The sequence below is a fragment of the Micromonospora thermarum genome (assembly GCF_012034245.1).
GTDB lineage: Bacteria > Actinomycetota > Actinomycetes > Mycobacteriales > Micromonosporaceae > Micromonospora > Micromonospora thermarum.
This window is the reverse complement of sequence record NZ_JAATEO010000026.1, coordinates 60,554-77,208: the sequence shown is the minus strand read 5'-3', so window position 1 is coordinate 77,208 and position 16,655 is coordinate 60,554. Positions and strand designations below refer to the sequence as shown.

Genomic DNA, 16,655 nt, shown 5'->3' with positions numbered 1-16,655 from the left:
ATGTCAGTCCTCTCGGGACAAGCGTGTGGAGCGTTCCCCGGGGGTCTCCGATGACGAAGGAAGGTACTGCCATCAGCGTGCTGGTGGACGACGACCTCTGGTCGGCGGTCGGCGACCCGACCCGCCGCCGGATGCTCGACCTGCTGCTGAGCGACGGCAGCGGGACGGCGACCAGCCTGAGCGAGCACCTGCCGGTGACCCGGCAGGCGGTGGCGAAGCACCTCGCCGTCCTCGACCGGGTCGGCCTGGTGCACGCCACCACCGCCGGCCGCGAGAAGCAGTTCCGCGTCGATCAGGCCCAGCTCGCCCGCGCCGTCACCCAGCTCGCCGACGTCGGCGCCGCCTGGGACCGCCGCCTCCAGCGCATCAAGCGCATCGCCGAGACGATCCAGCGCGGCACGGACACGACCGACGAGACCGGGAAGAACGAGTAGAGAGGCACACGGGAGATGGCAGACATCCTTCACCGCATCGGCGTCGAGCAGTCCTCGCCGGAGCAGGTGTACGCCGCGCTCACCACTCTGGACGGCCTGTCCGGCTGGTGGACCGAGAAGACGTCGGGGCAGACCGACCTCGGCGGCGTGATCGAGTTCCGGTTCCGGCCGGGCGGGTTCGACATGAAGGTCGCCGAGCTGGACCCGGGCCGGCTGGTCCGCTGGGACGTCGTGGACGGGCCGCCGGAGTGGATCGGCACCAGCATCCAGTGGGATCTCCGCCAGGACGGCGACTACACGATCGTGCTGTTCCGGCACGAGGGCTGGCGGGAGCCGGTCGAGTTCATGCACCACTGCAGCACCAAGTGGGCCACCTACCTGATGAGCCTCAAGCAGCTCCTCGAGACCGGGGAAGGCGCCCCCGACCCGCGCGACGTGCGGATCAGCGACTGGCACTGACCCGCTGCCGCGCGGCCGGCTGGCACCGGCCCGCCGGCCGCGCGGCTCACAGTCAGTCGAGACAGAACTCGTTGCCCTCGGGGTCGGCCATCACGATGTGGCCGGTGCCGAGCGGGGGAGCGGGCTCGTGGCGCTGGAGCCGGGTGGCACCCAGCGACACGAGCCGCTCGGCCTCCGCCTCCAGGGCCGCCATCCGCGCGTCGCCCTCCAGCCCGGGCGCGGCCCGCACATCGAGGTGTACGCGGTTCTTCGCCTGCTTGCCCTCCGGCACCCGCTGGAAGAACAGCCGCGGCCTCGCGCCCTCCGGGTCGACCAACGCCGAGGCGTCGTTGCGCCGCTCCGGCGGCACGCCCATCGCCTCCAGCGCCTGCTCCCACGACTCGAAGTCCCCCGGCGGGTCCTGCAACCGGTAGCCGAGTGCCTCGGCCCAGAAGGCCGCCAACGCGGCCGGGTCGGCGCTGTCGAACGTGATCTGGACGTCGCGGGCCATCTCAGCTCGCCTCCTGTCGGGTCTGGTGGTCAGTGTGCAGGTACAGGTCACGGAGGAGGCACACCTCCGCCAGATGGTGGATCAGCTCGCGGTTGATGTGCAGCACCAGCGCCGCCAGCGGACGCTCGGCGTACGGTCCCTCCGCCTCCCCGCACGGGCGGGCGAGGCCGGTGTCGCCGAGGGACTCGACCCCGGCCAGCCACGTGGCGTACTCCGCGTCGAGCTGCGCCAGCGCGGCGGCCGCGGTCGGGGCGTACTCGAACGACTGGTAGTCGGTGGCCGCGCGACCGAAGTGCGCGGCGTTGCGCATCGCGAGCACGCCGACGATCACGTGCCCGAGCCGCCACGCGATCGTCGTGAACGGTGGCGGCTCGGGCGTCGGCATCGCGAAGTCGATGGTCATCGCGCCGGACCCGGCCTGCACGGGTGCGGTGCCGGTGCCGCGCGGGCGCACACTCCAGCCGCCGGGCGCCGGCTCCCAGAAGTACTCGTCGTCGGTGAGTCCGTCGAGGCGGTCGCGCAGCTGCGTGGTCCAGTGCCACGCGATCTGCTCGCGGAGCAGGGGGTTCCAGGTCTGGTCGGTCATGGCCCCACCCTGTCGCAGATAGCGGACAGGATCGTTCCTAGATTCGTGGAACGATTGGCCGCGTGACCGTCGAGGCGACAACCGAGCGGGTGCTGCGGCTGCTGGCGCTGCTGCAGCGGCGGCCGTCCTGGACCGCCGCCGAGCTGGCCGCCGAGCTGGGGGTGACCGACCGCTCGGTGCGCCGCGACGTCGAGCGGCTGCGTGTGCTCGGCTACCCCGTGCACGCGACGGCGGGTGTCGGCGGCGGCTACCGGCTCGGCGCGGGCACCCGGCTGCCGCCGCTGCTCCTCGACGACGAGGAGGCGATCGCGACGGCGGTCTCGCTGCGGCTGGCGTCCGGAGGCACGATCGCCGGGGCGGCCGAGGCGGCACTACGGGCGCTCGCGAAGCTCGACCAGGTGATGCCGTCCCGGCTGGGCGCCGAGGTGCGGGCGGTGCACGGCGCCACCGAGACCCTCGTCGGCGCCGGGGTCGAGATCGACGCGGAGCTGCTGGTGACGCTCGCGCGGGCCTGCCGCGACACGGTGCGAGTGCGGTTCCGGTACGCCGGCCGCGACGGCGGGGAGCGCGAGCGCACCGTCGAGCCGGTGCGGATGGTCACCACCGGCCGCCGCTGGTACCTGATGGCGCGGGACGTCGACCGCGACGACTGGCGCACCTTCCGGCTGGACCGGATGCGCGAGGTGGTGGCGACGACCTGGCGCTTCCGGCCGCGGGAACACCCGGACCCGGTCGCGTACGTGCAGCGGTCCGTGACCGCCGCACCGTACCGGTATGTCGCCCGGGTGCGGGTGCACGCCCCGCCCGACCGCGTACGGGAGATGGTGCCGCCGCAGGTGGGGCGCGTCGAGGACGACCGCGACGGGTGGTGTCTGCTCGTCCTCGGTGGGGACAACCTGGACTGGCTCGCCGTGCACGTGGCCCGGCTGGGCTTCGACGCGGAGGTGCTGGAGCCTCCCGATCTGCGCGAGGCCGCCGGCCGGCTCGCCCGCCGCCTCTCGGCGATGGCCGAGACCGGCTGACGGACCCCGCGCTCAGGGTCCTCGGTCAGCGCCGCGCCGCGACGCCGCTCGGCTGCGCCAGGGGCGCGAGGCCGCACGCCGCCGCGAACCCGTGGGCCTCGATGCCGAGCGCGACGTTCGTCCGCGCCATCTGGTTCGCCAGACCGATCCACGCGCTGAGTTCGACCAGTGCCGGCGCCCCGAGCTGTGCGAGCAGCCGGGCGGCGAGCTCGTCGGTGACGGTCGGCGGTGTCTGCGACATCGCCTCGGCGTACTCCAGGACGTCGCGCTCCAGCGGCGTGAAGACCTGCGATTCCCGCCACCGTGGCACCTCGCGTGCCTTGGCCAGGTCGAGCCCCTCGTTGTGGGCCTGGAAGTACCCGTAGTCGAGGCAGAACGAGCAGCCGATCAGGGATGCCGCCGCCATGTGGGCGTAGGACTTCAGGTCCTGGTCGCACTCCTTCCACCGGGCCGCCTTCCGGCCGGTGTCGAAGCCGGCCTTGAGCACCGGCTTGTGGTGCCACATCACGCCGAGCGCCTCGGGTACGTCGCCGAGCATCTTCCTGGCGAACCTCTTCAGCACGGCGCCGTAGACGCCGGTGATCTCAGTCGGGGGAACCCGGGTGTTGCCGGCCATGTCTCCTCCTCTGCTGCTGCCTTCGGCATGGAGACACCGGCCGGGCCCGACGTGTGACAGCCCCCGGCCGGCCACCGCCCCGGGACGGCCACCGACCCGCGCCCGCGGCCGTTACCTCCTCCGGGTGAGCCGCCGATGTACCGGTCCGCCGCCCGTGCCGTCGCCAGGAGAATCGGCGGTCGCAGGGCGTGGGCCGTGATGTGCGATGCCGGCATGGGCCCGAGGTGCCTCCCGACATGCGGTGAAAGGACATCGTCGATGAGTTCATCCGCCACCGGCTTCACCGTCGCGGACGGTCCCGGCTCGGTCTCGCACGCGCCGCGGCTTCCGGCGGGTTTCACCGACATCTTCACCAGCCGGTACGTCGATGCCGGTGGGTTGCGTCAGCACGTGGTGGTCGGTGGTGAGGGGCCGCCGCTGCTGCTGGTGCACGGTTGGCCGGAGAACTGGTACGCCTGGCGTCTGCTGATGCCGGCGCTGGCGCGCGACTTCACGGTCGTCGCCGTCGACCAGCGCGGTATCGGGCTGACCGACAAGCCCAAGGACGGGTACGACAGCGCGACTCTCGCCAACGACCTGGCCGCGCTGATGGACGCGCTCGGTCACGACCGGTTCGCCGTGGTCGGCCACGACACCGGTTACATCATCGGCTACGCGCTGGCCGCGGACTACCCCCACCGGGTCGACCGGGTGGCCCTGGCGGAGATTCCCGGGCCTCCGGGGGTGGCGCCGGCGCCACCGCTGTTCATCCCCGAGCAGGTCAACAACCGGCTGTGGCACATCCCGTTCAACCGGGTCAACGACGAGCTGACCGAGAAGCTGGTCCGGGGGCGGGAGGAGATCTTCTACGGCTACGAGTTCGCCATCCAGGGCGGGGAGCCGCTGCCCGACCATGCGCTGAGGTACTACGTCGACCTCTACTCCGACCCGGACGTCCTGCGCGGCAGCTTCGGGCTCTACCGCGCGTGGGACGCCACCCTGGCACAGAACGAGCAGCGCAAGACCCAACCGCTCACGATGCCCGTCCTGGGCATCGGGGGCGAGAAGAGCTGGGGTGACCTCGCCGGACACGCGATGCAGGGCGCCGCGAACGACCTGCAGACCGTCGTCATCCCCGGCGCCGGCCACTGGCTCGCCGAGCAGGCCCCCGACGAGATGCTGGCCGCGCTGACCACCTTCCTCCTTCCATACCGGGGAGGCGCCGCCGCGTCCTAGCAGCGCGGCATGGTCGCGGGCGGAACGGGAAGGCGAGGGCCGTCAGGAGGAGCGACCAGGGGAGGCTGCGCCATGACGGACACATCGCGCACCGGGGCGGGTAGCGCCCAGGCCGGCTTCGCCGTCGTGGAGCTGTTCACCTCCCAGGGCTGCAACAGTTGTCCCCCGGCCGAGTCGGCGCTGTCCGAGATCGACCGCGACGCCCGGGAGCGGGGGCGACCCGTCTACGCCCTCGGCTTCCACGTGGACTACTGGGACCACCTGGGCTGGCCCGACCCGTTCGGCGACGCTGCGCACACCCGCCGGCAGGAGGACTACGCCCGTGCCTTCGGCTCCGGTGGGTTGTACACGCCGCAGATGATCGTCAACGGCACCACCGAGTTCGTCGGCTCCGACCGTCGGCAGGCGTCGGACGCGATCGCGTACGCCCTGAAGACGGCACCCGTCACGCCGGTCGCGCTGTCGGTCGAGACCGCCGGCGGGCGCCGGGTGGGGGTGGACTACCAGGTCGAGCGGCCGCCGCAGCGAGGGATGTTGAACGTGGCCGTCGTGGAACGCGGCCTGGAGAACGACGTCCCCCGGGGTGAGAACGCCGGGCGGAGGCTGCGGCAGGACGCCGTGGTGCGCGCCTTCACGTCGGCCAAGCTGGACACGGCGCCCGGGCGGGTCGAGCTCGACGTGCCGGCGGATCTCGATCCGCGACGCGCCATGGTGGTCGGCTACGTGCAGAACGACGGTGACAAGGCCATCGTCGGCGCCACGGCCGTCGACCTGGCAGCGGGATGAGGCACATGACCTTGCAACTCCCGCCCATCACCGTCGAGCGGTGGGTCAACTCGCCGCCGCTGACCCCCGACGACCTGCGCGGCCGGGTGGTCCTGGTCGACATCTGGGAGTACACCTGCGTCAACTGGATCCGCACCGCGCCCTACGTCAAGGCGTGGCACCGCGACTACGCCGACCTGGGCCTGACCGTCATCGGCGTGCACGCCCCCGAGTTCGAGTTCGGCCGGCACGCCGAGAACATCGACCGGGCGATCCGGGACCACGGCCTCACCTACCCCGTCGCGCTCGACAACGACTTCACGTTCTGGCGGGCCCTCCGCAACGACGCCTGGCCCGCGAAGTACCTCTTCGACGCCGACGGACGACTCGTCGACCGGTGGGTCGGCGAGGGCGCGTACGAGCGCGTCGAGTCGGAGATCCGGCGGCTACTGGAGGTCAGGGCGCCGCGTACCAAGCTGCCGCCGGTGAGTCCGGAGGCGAGGGCCTTCGCCACGACCGGGGAGCCCTCCTACTTCGGCGTCACCCCGGAGACGTACGTCGGCGCCAACCGGGGGATACCGGGCACCTTCCACCTGACCGGCGACTGGGTCAACGGCGGCGAGTACATCGAACTGGCCGGCGGCACCGGCGAACTCGCCCTGCCCTTCAACGCCGGCGAGGTGAACGTCGTCGTCGACCCGGGACCCGCCGGGCCGGCCGCGATCCGGGTGCTGCTGGACGGGGACCCGATCGGCGACGGGCGCGGCGCTGACGTCGGCCCGGACGCGGTGGCGCGGATCGACCGGGCACGAATGATCCGGCTCGTCGCCGACGCGTCCCGGGTCGAGCACGTACTGACCCTCGTCACCGACCAGCCCGGCTTCCGCGCGTACGTCTTCACGTTCGGCCCCTAGGAGTGTGCCGATGTGGTGAGAACGGACAGGGGAGGGGAACGATGACCGACACGACCGAGAAGGCGATCCTGGCGGGTGGCTGCTTCTGGGGGATGCAGGACCTCATCCGAAAGCGCCCCGGGGTGGTCGCCACCCGGGTCGGATACACCGGCGGGGACGTGCCGAACGCGACGTACCACAACCACGGCTCCCACGCCGAGGCGATCGAGATCGTCTACGACCCGGACAAGCTGACCTACCGGGATCTTCTCGAGTTCTTCTTCCAGGTCCACGACCCGACCACGAAGAACCGGCAGGGCAACGACGTGGGGGTCAGCTACCGGTCGGCCATCTTCTACACCGACGACCAGCAACGGAAGGTCGCCGAGGACACGATCGCCGACGTCGACGCCTCCGGGCTGTGGCCGGGCAAGGTGGTCACCGAGGTCAGCCCCGCCGGCCCCTTCTGGGAGGCCGAGCCGGAGCACCAGGACTACCTGGAGAAGCATCCCGGGGGCTACACCTGCCACTTCGTCCGGCCGGACTGGAAGCTCCCCCGCCGGGGGCAGAGCGACGCCTAGTCTCCCGCCCCGCGCAGGGCTGGACGTCCGACCGAACCCGAGCGAGAAGGAGGCCCCCATGGCCGCCAGGACCCAGACACTGACCCGCACCGCCACGGACATCCGGCCGTTCCGGGTCGAGGTCCCCGAGGCGGATCTCGACGCGCTGCGGAAGCGTATCGCGGCGACCCGCTGGCCCGAGAAACAGCCGGTCAACGACCAGTCGCAGGGCGTACCGCTCGAGACGAGTCAGGCGCTCGCGCGCTACTGGGAGAAGGAGTACGACTGGCGCAAGGTCGAGGCGCGGCTCAACGCCCTACCGAACTTCATCACCGAGATCGACGGGCTCGACATCCACTTCATCCACGTCCGTTCCAAGCACGAGGACGCGATGCCGCTCATCGTCACGCACGGGTGGCCCGGGTCGGTGATCGAGCAGTTGAAGCTCGTGGGCCCGCTGACCGATCCCACGGCGCACGGCGCCGACGCGTCGGACGCCTTCCACCTGGTGATCCCGTCGATGCCGGGCTTCGGCTTCTCGGGCAAGCCGAGCGAGCCCGGCTGGGGGCCCGACCGGGTCGCGCGCGCCTGGATCGAGCTGATGAAGCGCCTCGGATACACGCGCTATGTGGCACAGGGCGGTGACTGGGGAGCGCTCATCACGGATCTCATGGGGTTGGAGGCGCCGCCGGAGCTGCTCGGCGTCCACACCAACATGCCGGGTGTGGTCCCGCCCGACATCGACAGCCTGTTGCAGTCCGACATCACCGGGGTGAACGACGCGCTGGGGAGGCTGCCCGCCGGTCTCTCCGACGAGGAGCGGCGCACGTGCGAGCGGATCGACTTCTTCTGGAAGCACTCCGCCTACGCCCTCATCATGGGGACGCGCCCGGAGACACTGACCGGATTCGCGGATTCCCCCGTCGGCCTGGCGACCTTCATGATCGACCACGACGCTCGAAGCCTCGACCTGATCTGCGAGGTCTTCGCCGGACAACCCCGTGGCCTGACCCCGGACGACATCCTCGACAACATCACGCTCTTCTGGCTGACGAACACGGGCGTCTCCGCGGCGCGCATCTACGCGGAGAACACCTTCTCCTTCTTCGCCGCGAAGAACGTCTCCGTCCCGGCTGCCGTCAGTGTCTTCCCGAATGAGATGTACGAGGCGCCGAGGAGTTGGGCGGAGCAGGCGTACCCGAACCTCATCCACTACAACAAGCTCGACAAGGGCGGGCACTTCGCGGCCTGGGAACAGCCGCAGCTCCTGTCCGAAGAGGTCCGCACGGCCTTCCGCTCGCTCCGATAGCTGACCAAACTCTGCACGTGCCCCACTCGGCGGGCGGCCGGGTGGCTCGACGACACGAGCCACCCGGCCGCGTCACCTGTCGACCGCTGCGCGGCCCGTGACGTTGACCAACGACAGGGTGTGCGCCACCAGCGTGACGGGGACGCCGAAGGCCGGGACGAGGCTCATCGGCAGGCTGGCCATGATGCCGGTGCCGACGTCACCGTGCAGGACGCCGACCGGGTTGTCCGAGTAGAGGACGCCCAGCGTGACGGCGGCGACCAGATCGGCGATCCCCAGTGCCGTCCAGGCGACGAACAGGCGCCGGGAGCGGCCGATCACGAACGCCGCCACGAGCGGCGCGGTCAGGCCGATCGCCACATCGCCGATGCCGGCGGGCAGGGCGAAGCCGGCCGGGAGAGCGTGGACGGCGGCGAGCGCCAGGAACGCGAGCCCGGCGACCCGCCAAGTTTGCAGCAGGGTGAGGAACCGTAGGTCGAGGCCGCGGGCCCAGGCGCGGAACCGCGACGAGCGGAGAGCGAGTACGACCACCGCCATCGCCGGCACGCTGGACCTCGTCGGCGACAGGTGGTCGTTGCTCATCGTGCGCGACCTGCCCGGCACCCGGCGTCACGGCCGCTGACTGCGCCGACCCGGCCCGGAAGAGTTCCGGAACATGCGGCCAGGTCCACGATGGCAGCTCGGCGTCAGACCGAACCTCGACCGGTTGCCGTGGGGCTGGTGCCAGGTCGTAAGCGAACCTCGCCGCCCAGGGCACCAATCCGCTTCCGAAACATTTCCGGGACATATTGACGACCTTACGGTGTCGTTCGATACTTTCGGCATCGACTGACCTCGACATCTGTCGATCCGGGTCGCCGCCGCGACCCGGTCTCCGGTCGTCGGCCGCACGGCGACCGGCCACCACCCCCTGCCGCGTTGTGCGATGCCGGCGCGCGGTGGTCGCCCACCGCCCCGCCCGGTCGTACGGCGCTGCCTGGCCCTCGCCAGCCTTCACGAGGAGGAAGCGCGCATGAACGACGCCCCCGTCCACCCGACAAGCCGCAGACCCGGCCGCCTCAGGCTGCTCGTCGGTGGTGCCTGCACCCTGGCGCTGGTCGCGGCATCACTGATGCTGCCCGGAGCCGCCAGCGCCGCCGTCACCTCCAACCAGACCGGCACCCACGACGGCTACTTCTACTCGTTCTGGACCGACAGCCCCGGGACCGTCTCCATGGAACTGGGCTCCGGCGGCAACTACAGCACCTCGTGGCGCAACACCGGAAACTTCGTCGCCGGAAAGGGCTGGAGCACCGGCGGGCGCCGGAGCGTGACCTACTCGGGCAGCTTCAACCCGTCCGGCAACGCCTACCTGACCCTGTACGGCTGGACGACGAGCCCGCTCGTGGAGTACTACATCGTCGACAACTGGGGCACCTACCGGCCGACCGGGACGTACAAGGGAACCGTCACCAGCGACGGCGGCACGTACGACATCTACGAGACCACCCGCTACAACGCGCCGTCCATCATCGGCACCGCGACGTTCAAGCAGTTCTGGAGCGTCCGGCAGTCGAAGCGGACCGGCGGCACCATCACCAGCGGCAACCACTTCGACGCCTGGGCGCGCAACGGCATGAACCTGGGCAGCCACAACTACATGATCATGGCCACCGAGGGATACCAGAGCAGCGGCAGCTCCACCATCACGCTGGGCGGCGGCGGCGGCGGTGGTGGTGGTGGTGGCTGCACCGCGACCCTGTCCGCGGGCCAGCAGTGGAGCGACCGGTACAACCTCATCGTCTCGGTGTCCGGCTCCACCACCTGGACCGTGACGATGACCGTGCCGTCCCCCGCCAGGATCATCGCGACCTGGAACGTCAGCGCCAGCTACCCCAGCGCCCAGGTGCTGACCGCCCGGCCGAACGGCAACGGCAACAACTGGGGCGTGACGATCCAGCACAACGGCAACCGGACCTGGCCGACGGTCTCCTGCAGCACGGGCTGACCCCGGACCGGCAGGTGGCGCGGCGGCCGGAAGCCGCCGCGCCACACCGGCCGGACGCGCGGGAGTCCCGCCCGTCAGGCCCAGGGGGCGATCGGGTACCAGGGGATGATCTCGCGGCGGGCGAGCAGGCGGACGTCCCAGTACAGGAACGTGAAGGCGCCCGCGACGAGGAACGCGGCGCCGGTGATCGCCGCCAGCCGGGCCGGGCGGGCCGCGAACCAGGCCTGGAGCCGGCTCCCGGCGAACCAGGCGAGCAGCAGGAACAGCACCGCCATGATGACGACGTTGCCGATCGACTGAAGGGTGAACGCCGCCGCGCCGTACAGCGGGTTCCCGCTCTCCGCCGCGTCCCGGAACATCTGGCGGAACAGCGGGTACGGCCGTCCGATGAGGAAACCGGCGACCAGCGCGCCCATGAAGACCAGCGGGGCGTTGGGGTGCCGGCGGGAGATCCGCGCGAACGGGTCCGGCACCACCTTCAGGGCGGCCAGGCCGAGGTAGACCATGATCAGCCCGATCAGGCCGAAGACCACCATGGACTGGATGCTGCGCGGCGACAGCGACCCGGGTGTGTTCTGGGCGGTGGAGAACTGCGGCATCGACGTCCCGACGAGCCCGACGATCGCGCCGTACACCGCGGACACGGCGACCATGCCGACGGCCATCCAGCCCAGTGGGCGCAGCGGCGCCAGGAAGCGGCCCAGCCGACCGCCGGACGAGCCGGCGAGGGGAGCGATGGCGCCGAACGCGGCGATGTTGCACGCGGTGAACGTGCCCGCGATACCGGAGACGAACGCGAACACCACGCCGGCCACGACCCCGGTCAGCGGCGTCTCCCTGGCGTCGTGGCCCAGCAGCGTGTCGGCGACGTTGTCCCCGATGGTCTGGTCGACGAACTCCGCCGACCAGACCACGGTGAGCAGGAAGCCGCCCAGCAGGCTGAGCAGGATGAGCAGCCCGCGTCGGCGCGGGACGTGGCCGTTGACGAACAGGGACGTGGCGCGGGGCGGCAGCCGGATCGGATCGGTGGCGTCGCGGGGGCTGCTGAGCCGGTCGGTCTGGGTCACGGAAGGCTCCTCAGGCGTCACGGAAGGTGAGCCTTCATGATGGAGCGGGCCGGGGGTGCGAGGGTCTTCCCGATTGCTTGATTGTGGGCGAGACCGGTCAGGGCAGCGGCCACTCGTGGACCGGCCGGTTGCTGTGCATGAGGTCCACGTAGTGGCGGACCACCTCGCGCAGCGCCGCGGGTCGGTCCAGGTGGTCGGCGGACTCCAGCCGGTGCAGCGTCTCCACCTGCCAGCTCGCGCCGTTGCGGCCGGTCAGGCAGCGCTTCTCGATGATGCCGAGCAGCCGGTCCCGCTCCTCCGGGGCCACGCCCCAGCGGTCCAGCCCGTGGTGGGCCAGCGGCAGCAGCCGGCGCAGCACCAGCTCGGTGACCGGCAGGTACCCGAGGCCCGGCCAGAACACCTGGGCGTCGATGCCGTACCGCGCGCAGGAGGTGAAGTTCTCCTCGGCGGCGCTGAACGACATCTGCGACCACAGCGGCCGGTCGCTCTCGGCCAGGGCCCGGACCAGCCCGAAGTAGAAGGCGCCGTTGGCGATCGTGTCGACGACCGTCGGCCCGGCCGGCAGGACCCGGTTCTCCACCCGCAGGTGCGGCCGGCCCTTCAGCACGTCGTACACCGGGCGGTTCCACCGGTAGATGGTGCCGTTGTGCAGCCGCAGCTCGGCGAGTTTCGGTACGCCGCCGGCCGCGAGCGTCTCGGCCGGGTCCTCCGGCTCGCAGATCGGCAGCAGCGCGGGGAAGTAGCGGACGTTCTCCTCGAACAGGTCGAAGACGGTGGTGATCCAGCGTTCGCCGAACCACACCCGGGGGCGGACGCCCTGCGCCTTGATCTCCTCGGCGCGGGTGTCGGTGGCCTGCTCGAACAGCGGGACGCGGGTCTCCCGCCACAGTTCGCGCCCGAAGAACAGGGGCGCGTTCGCGCCGAGCGCGACCTGGATGCCGGCGATCGCCTGCGCCGAGTTCCAGTAGTCGGCGAACTGGCCGGGGCTGACCTGGAGGTGGAACTGGGTGCTGGTGCAGGCGGCCTCCGGGGTGATCGTGTCGGCGGTGACGGCCAGCCGCTCGACCCCGTTGATCGCGATCCGCAGGTCCTCGCCGCGGGCCGCGAAGATCTGCTCGTTGAGCAGTCGGTAGCGGGGGTTCGCGGACAGCGTCGCCGCGGTCAGGTGCTCCGGACGCAGCGTCGGCAGGATCCCGATCATGACCATGTGGGCGCCGACCGTCCGCGCCTTGGCCTCGGCGGCGTTGAGGCTGGCCCGGACCTGCTCCTCGAACTCGGCGGTGCCGGTGCCGGCGAGCCGCCGGGGCGCCACGTTGATCTCGACGTTGAACTGGCCCAGCTCGGTCTGGAAGTCCGGGTCGGCCACGGCGGCGAGGACGTCGGCGTTGCGCATGGCGGGCATCGACTCGTCGTCGACGAGGTTGAGCTCGATCTCCAGCCCGGTCATCGGCCGGTCGACGTCGAACCGGGACTCCCGCAGCATCTCGGCGAAGACGTCGAGGCAGCGGCGTACCTTCTCGCGGTACCGGGCTCGATCCTCACGGCTGAAGGTCCGCGCGCCGACATCCTCGCCCATGGTCACCACCCTGTCACCGCTGGTTCCCCCTAAGTTCGCATGCCGTTACCGGTGGGGGAAGTGCCATCGGTCCTCTTCTACCCACCCGGGGGCTCCGTGATCCCCGTCGCGCGCCGCCCGTCCGCGCCCGGCGGGCACAGTCGGCGCGGCACTAGCATGGCCGGGCGGAAGGGGTGGGATTCGTGACGATGCGGGAACGCGTGACCCGGCTGTTCGTCGTGGCGGCGATCGCCGAGGCGATCTCCTGGGCGGGCCTGCTGGCCGGCATGGCGATGAAGTACGGGCCGCCGGCCAACGAGCTGGGCGTGCAGATCTTCGGCCCGATCCACGGCGCGCTGTTCGTCACGTACGGCGTCCTGGTGCTCGCGGTGGCCCGGCTGCGCCGGTGGAGCCTGCTCACGACCGGGGTGGCCCTGGTCTGCGCCGTGCCGCCGTTCGCCACCCTGGTCTTCGAACGGTGGGCCCGCCGCCGGGGCCGGCTCGCCGACGCGCCCGCCCCGGCCCGGGACGCCGCCCCCGTCGGCTGACCCGCTCGGCGCTCACCCCGCCAGGAACGCCGCCAGGGTCGCGGCGAGCTGCTCCGGCGCATCCTCGGCCATGTGGTGCCCGGACTCGATCGGGGCGGCGCGCACGTCGTCGGCCCACTCCCGCCAGATCCCCGCGGGGTCGCCGTACAGGTCCACCATGTCGTCCCGGGTGGACCAGCAGAACAGCACCGGGGAGGTGATCTTCCGCCCGGCGGCCTTGTCGGCGTCGTCCGCCGCCCGGTCCGGGCCGAGCCCCGCGCGGTAGTCCTCGCACATCGCGTGCACCGTCGCCGGGTCGTGGATGGCCCGCCGGTAGTCGGCGTACGCCTCCTCGCCCATCTGCTCCGGCGACCCGCGGTACCAGGCGTCCGGGTCGGCGTCGATCACCCGCTCCGCCGGCTTGCTCGTCTGCCCGAGGAAGAACCAGTGCCACCAGAGGGAGGCGAACCGGGCGTCGGCCCGGGCGAGGGCCTCGCCGATGGGCACCCCGTCGAGAACGGCGAGTCGTTCCACCCGGTGCGGGTGGTCGAGCGCCGTCCGCATCGCCACGTACGAGCCGCGGTCGTGGCCGGCCACCGCCGCCCGTGGGTGGCCGAGCGCATCGAGCAGGCCGACCACGTCGCGGGCCATGGCCCGCTTCGAGTACGGGGTGTGGTCCGGGGTGGTCGGCGGTTTCGACGAGCGGCCGTAGCCGCGCAGGTCCGGGCAGATGACGGTGTGCCGGTCGGCGAGCAGCGGCGCCACCCGGTGCCAGGTGGCGTGCGTACGGGGGTGGCCGTGCAGCAGCACCACCGGCGGGCCGGACCCGCCGTGGCGTACCCGCAGCCGGACCTCGCCGACGTCGATCTCGTCGAGGGTGAATCCGTCGAACATGGCTGCCTGCCGTGCCCGCCGCCCGGCGGGCCGAAACGTCGAGCCGGGTCAGGAAGGGCGTTCCGTCAGGTCAGCGCGGAACAGGCCGCGACGCCGGCGAGCAGCAGCGCGCCGAGTGCGGCCTGGAGCAGCAGCGGTGGCCCGAGGTGCGACCAGAGCGTCGCGGTACGCGGCGTGAGCAACTGACCGGTGGTGAGGTTGACGATCCGCTCGATCTTCGGCGGCAGGTCGCGGTCGCGCTGGCGGCGCAGCGTGACCTGCACGTGGTCGGCCGGGTGCAGGGCGCTCTGCGGCAGGTGCCCGTGCAGCTCCACCTCGCAGAGCCGCCCCGCGGTGTCGCGCAGGCGGACCGGGGTGACCAGGTACTCCGGGCCCTTCTTCAGGTCCTTGAAGCGGCGGCGCGCGCCCCCGGAGCCGGCGGAGAGCGCGGTGCGGACGAGAGCCACCAGCAGCCCCGCCACGCCGGCCGCGACCAGCACCACCACCAGCACCGGCTGACCCACCCGCACCTCGCGGGGGTAGCCCTCGAGCAGTCGGACGACCCGGCCGGTGACGATCCGCGCCGTCGGATGGACGATCCGCGGGGTTTGCAGGTCGCTGTCCATCGCCACCACCCAGAGTCCGGTTCCGTGCACCGATCGTATCGGGCCCGTCGGTTGAACGACGTGAATGAATGCAGGTCACGCCCCACCCGGCGGCACAGGTGACAAGCCGGGCGGCATGGGTAAGCGCAGGGCCGAGCTGGAAAGGGGTCGAGCATGCAGCTGTCCTTCCTGCGCCCGCTCTACGACCGGCCGGGCCCGTGGTGCTCGGTCTACCTGGACGCCTCCGCCGACACCGAGGACGCCCACCCCGCGCTGGACCTGCGCTGGCGCGCACTGCGGGACCAACTTCAACAGCAACGGGCCGACCTGGCGTCGATCGAGGCGATCGAACGGGTCGTACGGGGCCACGACCCGATGCCGGGCGACTACGGCATCGCGGTGTTCGCCAGCCACGGGCGGGTGGCGCTGTCGGAGTACCTGGCCGCCCCGCCGCTGCGGGACCTCGCCGCGTTCGCGCCGCTGCCGCATGTGATGCCGCTGCTCGCCCAGCGCGGCGAGCAGGTGGCCTGGGTGCGGGTCCTGGCCAACCGGGAGGGCGCCGACGCGATGGCGGTCAGCGCCGGCGGCGTTCCCCGGCGCGCCACCGTGACCGGCCGCGAGGACTTCCAACTGCGGCGGGTCAACCCGGGCGGCTGGTCGCAGTCGCGCTACCAGCGGGCCGCCATGGAGGCGTGGCACCACAACGCCGGCGACGTCGCCGCTGCCACGGTGCAGCTCGCCGAGAAGGTCGGCGCCGACGTGGTCGTGGTGGCCGGCGACGTCCGGGCCACCGGGGTGATCGCCGCCCAGATGCCGGACCGCTGGCAGGACGTCCTCGTCCGCACCGACGCCGGCTCCCGGGCCAGAGGAGCCGACGACACCCTGCTGGACGACCTGACCGTGCAGACCATCGCCGAGGTCGCCGACCAGCGCATCAGTGCCACCCTGGACCGGTTCGGCATGCAGGAGGACGTGGGCGCCGGGCTGGACGCGGTGGTGTCGGCGTTGCAGCGCAACCAGGTGGAGAACATGCTCATCGTCGACGACCCCTCGGCGAACGGGGAGCTGTGGATCGGGCCCGAGCCCACCGAGATCGCCACCGACCCGCAGCAGCTGACCGCGATGTCGGTACGCGACCCGGCGAAGGTCCGCGCCGACGCCGCCCTGGTGCGGGCGCTGGTCGGGACCGACGCCGAGCTGACCGTGCTCGGCCCGGACGAGGCGCCGGAGCTGACCGACGGGGTGGGCGCCGTGCTGCGCTACGTCGACGCCGGCACCCCCGGGCGGGGTGGTGGTTGATCGCACGGCGGACGACCTGGTCGTCGAGCGGCTCCGAGCCTGGCGGGTTCCGCGCCCGCCGCGCCGGCCGAGCCGGTGAACCCGTAGCTGGTGCCGCACGAGCTGGCCACCCGGGTGCCGCTTGCCGGCACGACCGGACCGTGCCGCCCGAGCCGGTGTTAGCCGACCTGCGTGGTGTGTTCGCCGGGGGCGACGCCGCCCGCCGCGTCCGTGACCGGATGCTCGACGCCGGGGTCGCCGTGGAGGACCTCGTCTAGCCCCACGGGCCGGACGACCGGCGGCGCCGGTCGCGGCGCTCGTCCGGCGTGGGCAGCGTCCGCCTGTCGAGCTGCCCCATCCACGGGACCGGGCTCGCCCCGCCCCGACGAGGACCGGCCTGCCCCGTCTCTGGGG

At 72.0% G+C, this 16,655-nt stretch carries 19 protein-coding genes; 11 read left to right on the top strand and 8 right to left on the bottom strand.

The genetic code is table 11. The annotated features are described in order from the left end of the window. Positions 1-50: 50 nt before the first annotated feature. Together HCJ94_RS22215 and HCJ94_RS22210 are read left to right on the top strand one after the other, a co-directional pair. On the top strand, positions 51-434 hold the full coding sequence (locus HCJ94_RS22215; protein ID WP_205801699.1) for an ArsR/SmtB family transcription factor: 384 nt from the start codon (positions 51-53) through the stop codon (positions 432-434). Positions 435-449: 15 nt separating this feature from the next. Next, positions 450-893, top strand: a complete 444-nt coding sequence (locus tag HCJ94_RS22210) for an SRPBCC family protein (RefSeq protein WP_168002971.1) — start codon at positions 450-452, stop codon at positions 891-893. A gap of 52 nt (positions 894-945) precedes the next feature. On the opposite strand, the gene HCJ94_RS22205 is transcribed toward HCJ94_RS22210, so the two are convergent. Both HCJ94_RS22205 and HCJ94_RS22200 read right to left on the bottom strand, forming a co-directional pair. After that, positions 946-1,383, bottom strand: a complete 438-nt coding sequence (locus tag HCJ94_RS22205; RefSeq protein ID WP_168002970.1) for a VOC family protein — start codon at positions 1,381-1,383, stop codon at positions 946-948. A gap of 1 nt (position 1,384) precedes the next feature. Then, the gene (locus HCJ94_RS22200; RefSeq protein ID WP_168002969.1) at positions 1,385-1,969 is read right to left on the bottom strand and encodes a DinB family protein; all 585 of its coding nucleotides are present in this window, start codon (positions 1,967-1,969) and stop codon (positions 1,385-1,387) included. Positions 1,970-2,031: 62 nt separating this feature from the next. Here HCJ94_RS22200 and HCJ94_RS22195 point away from each other — a divergent pair, with 62 nt between their 5' ends. Then, the gene (locus HCJ94_RS22195; RefSeq protein WP_168002968.1) at positions 2,032-2,991 is read left to right on the top strand and encodes a helix-turn-helix transcriptional regulator; all 960 of its coding nucleotides are present in this window, start codon (positions 2,032-2,034) and stop codon (positions 2,989-2,991) included. Between the two features lie 25 nt (positions 2,992-3,016). On the opposite strand, the gene HCJ94_RS22190 is transcribed toward HCJ94_RS22195, so the two are convergent. Next, on the bottom strand, positions 3,017-3,607 hold the full coding sequence (locus HCJ94_RS22190; protein WP_168002967.1) for a carboxymuconolactone decarboxylase family protein: 591 nt from the start codon (positions 3,605-3,607) through the stop codon (positions 3,017-3,019). 258 nt (positions 3,608-3,865) lie between these two features. Between HCJ94_RS22190 and HCJ94_RS22185 the strand changes: the two genes are divergently transcribed. The 5 genes from HCJ94_RS22185 (at position 3,866) to HCJ94_RS22165 (ending at position 8,349) form a co-directional block, all read left to right on the top strand. Next, entirely contained in the window at positions 3,866-4,822 is a 957-nt protein-coding gene (locus HCJ94_RS22185; protein ID WP_168002966.1) for an alpha/beta fold hydrolase, read from the top strand. Positions 4,823-4,894: 72 nt separating this feature from the next. Next, the gene (locus HCJ94_RS22180; protein WP_168002965.1) at positions 4,895-5,608 is read left to right on the top strand and encodes a DUF1223 domain-containing protein; all 714 of its coding nucleotides are present in this window, start codon (positions 4,895-4,897) and stop codon (positions 5,606-5,608) included. Positions 5,609-5,613: 5 nt separating this feature from the next. Next, entirely contained in the window at positions 5,614-6,501 is an 888-nt protein-coding gene (locus HCJ94_RS22175) for a redoxin family protein (RefSeq protein ID WP_240944420.1), read from the top strand. A gap of 41 nt (positions 6,502-6,542) precedes the next feature. Then, the gene (msrA, locus tag HCJ94_RS22170) at positions 6,543-7,061 is read left to right on the top strand and encodes a peptide-methionine (S)-S-oxide reductase MsrA (RefSeq protein WP_168002963.1); all 519 of its coding nucleotides are present in this window, start codon (positions 6,543-6,545) and stop codon (positions 7,059-7,061) included. A gap of 58 nt (positions 7,062-7,119) precedes the next feature. Beyond that, complete coding sequence (locus HCJ94_RS22165) at positions 7,120-8,349, top strand: epoxide hydrolase family protein (RefSeq protein ID WP_168002962.1); 1,230 nt, start codon at positions 7,120-7,122, stop codon at positions 8,347-8,349. 72 nt (positions 8,350-8,421) lie between these two features. Here HCJ94_RS22165 and HCJ94_RS22160 read toward each other — a convergent pair whose 3' ends face one another. After that, a complete protein-coding gene (locus HCJ94_RS22160) occupies positions 8,422-8,931 on the bottom strand; it encodes a DUF8737 domain-containing protein (protein WP_168002961.1) in 510 nt (169 codons plus the stop codon). 430 nt (positions 8,932-9,361) lie between these two features. Between HCJ94_RS22160 and xynA the strand changes: the two genes are divergently transcribed. Further along, complete coding sequence (gene xynA, locus HCJ94_RS22155; protein ID WP_168002960.1) at positions 9,362-10,336, top strand: endo-1,4-beta-xylanase XynA; 975 nt, start codon at positions 9,362-9,364, stop codon at positions 10,334-10,336. A gap of 74 nt (positions 10,337-10,410) precedes the next feature. On the opposite strand, the gene HCJ94_RS22150 is transcribed toward xynA, so the two are convergent. Further along, positions 10,411-11,403 carry a hypothetical protein gene (locus tag HCJ94_RS22150; RefSeq protein WP_168002959.1) on the bottom strand — a complete coding sequence of 331 codons (993 nt, stop codon included), beginning with the start codon at positions 11,401-11,403 and terminating at the stop codon, positions 10,411-10,413. A gap of 97 nt (positions 11,404-11,500) precedes the next feature. Then, positions 11,501-12,979, bottom strand: coding sequence for a glutamate-cysteine ligase family protein (locus HCJ94_RS22145; protein WP_168002958.1), 1,479 nt, complete (start codon positions 12,977-12,979; stop codon positions 11,501-11,503). 188 nt (positions 12,980-13,167) lie between these two features. Here HCJ94_RS22145 and HCJ94_RS22140 point away from each other — a divergent pair, with 188 nt between their 5' ends. Further along, complete coding sequence (locus HCJ94_RS22140; RefSeq protein ID WP_168002957.1) at positions 13,168-13,506, top strand: DUF3817 domain-containing protein; 339 nt, start codon at positions 13,168-13,170, stop codon at positions 13,504-13,506. A gap of 12 nt (positions 13,507-13,518) precedes the next feature. On the opposite strand, the gene HCJ94_RS22135 is transcribed toward HCJ94_RS22140, so the two are convergent. Both HCJ94_RS22135 and HCJ94_RS22130 read right to left on the bottom strand, forming a co-directional pair. Further along, positions 13,519-14,379: an alpha/beta fold hydrolase gene (locus tag HCJ94_RS22135; RefSeq protein WP_168002956.1), complete on the bottom strand. Its 861-nt coding sequence runs from the start codon at positions 14,377-14,379 to the stop codon at positions 13,519-13,521. 65 nt (positions 14,380-14,444) lie between these two features. Next, a complete protein-coding gene (locus HCJ94_RS22130; RefSeq protein ID WP_168002993.1) occupies positions 14,445-14,993 on the bottom strand; it encodes a hypothetical protein in 549 nt (182 codons plus the stop codon). A 144-nt stretch (positions 14,994-15,137) separates the two neighbouring features. On the opposite strand from HCJ94_RS22130, the gene HCJ94_RS22125 reads away from it, so the two are divergent. Further along, entirely contained in the window at positions 15,138-16,262 is a 1,125-nt protein-coding gene (locus HCJ94_RS22125; RefSeq protein ID WP_168002955.1) for a baeRF2 domain-containing protein, read from the top strand. Positions 16,263-16,655 lie beyond the last annotated feature (393 nt).

Excerpts from the sequence above, each read along its gene's own strand:
- HCJ94_RS22215 (WP_205801699.1), top strand. The coding sequence starts at position 51 with ATGACGAAGGAAGGTACTGCCATCAGCGTGCTGGTGGACGACGACCTC.
- HCJ94_RS22210 (WP_168002971.1), top strand. The coding sequence starts at position 450 with ATGGCAGACATCCTTCACCGCATCGGCGTCGAGCAGTCCTCGCCGGAG.
- HCJ94_RS22205 (WP_168002970.1), bottom strand. The coding sequence starts at position 1,383 with ATGGCCCGCGACGTCCAGATCACGTTCGACAGCGCCGACCCGGCCGCG.
- HCJ94_RS22200 (WP_168002969.1), bottom strand. The coding sequence starts at position 1,969 with ATGACCGACCAGACCTGGAACCCCCTGCTCCGCGAGCAGATCGCGTGG.
- HCJ94_RS22190 (WP_168002967.1), bottom strand. The coding sequence starts at position 3,607 with ATGGCCGGCAACACCCGGGTTCCCCCGACTGAGATCACCGGCGTCTAC.
- HCJ94_RS22185 (WP_168002966.1), top strand. The coding sequence starts at position 3,866 with ATGAGTTCATCCGCCACCGGCTTCACCGTCGCGGACGGTCCCGGCTCG.
- HCJ94_RS22180 (WP_168002965.1), top strand. The coding sequence starts at position 4,895 with ATGACGGACACATCGCGCACCGGGGCGGGTAGCGCCCAGGCCGGCTTC.
- HCJ94_RS22175 (WP_240944420.1), top strand. The coding sequence starts at position 5,614 with ATGACCTTGCAACTCCCGCCCATCACCGTCGAGCGGTGGGTCAACTCG.
- msrA (WP_168002963.1), top strand. The coding sequence starts at position 6,543 with ATGACCGACACGACCGAGAAGGCGATCCTGGCGGGTGGCTGCTTCTGG.
- HCJ94_RS22165 (WP_168002962.1), top strand. The coding sequence starts at position 7,120 with ATGGCCGCCAGGACCCAGACACTGACCCGCACCGCCACGGACATCCGG.
- HCJ94_RS22160 (WP_168002961.1), bottom strand. The coding sequence starts at position 8,931 with ATGAGCAACGACCACCTGTCGCCGACGAGGTCCAGCGTGCCGGCGATG.
- xynA (WP_168002960.1), top strand. The coding sequence starts at position 9,362 with ATGAACGACGCCCCCGTCCACCCGACAAGCCGCAGACCCGGCCGCCTC.
- HCJ94_RS22145 (WP_168002958.1), bottom strand. The coding sequence starts at position 12,979 with ATGGGCGAGGATGTCGGCGCGCGGACCTTCAGCCGTGAGGATCGAGCC.
- HCJ94_RS22140 (WP_168002957.1), top strand. The coding sequence starts at position 13,168 with ATGCGGGAACGCGTGACCCGGCTGTTCGTCGTGGCGGCGATCGCCGAG.
- HCJ94_RS22135 (WP_168002956.1), bottom strand. The coding sequence starts at position 14,379 with ATGTTCGACGGATTCACCCTCGACGAGATCGACGTCGGCGAGGTCCGG.
- HCJ94_RS22125 (WP_168002955.1), top strand. The coding sequence starts at position 15,138 with ATGCAGCTGTCCTTCCTGCGCCCGCTCTACGACCGGCCGGGCCCGTGG.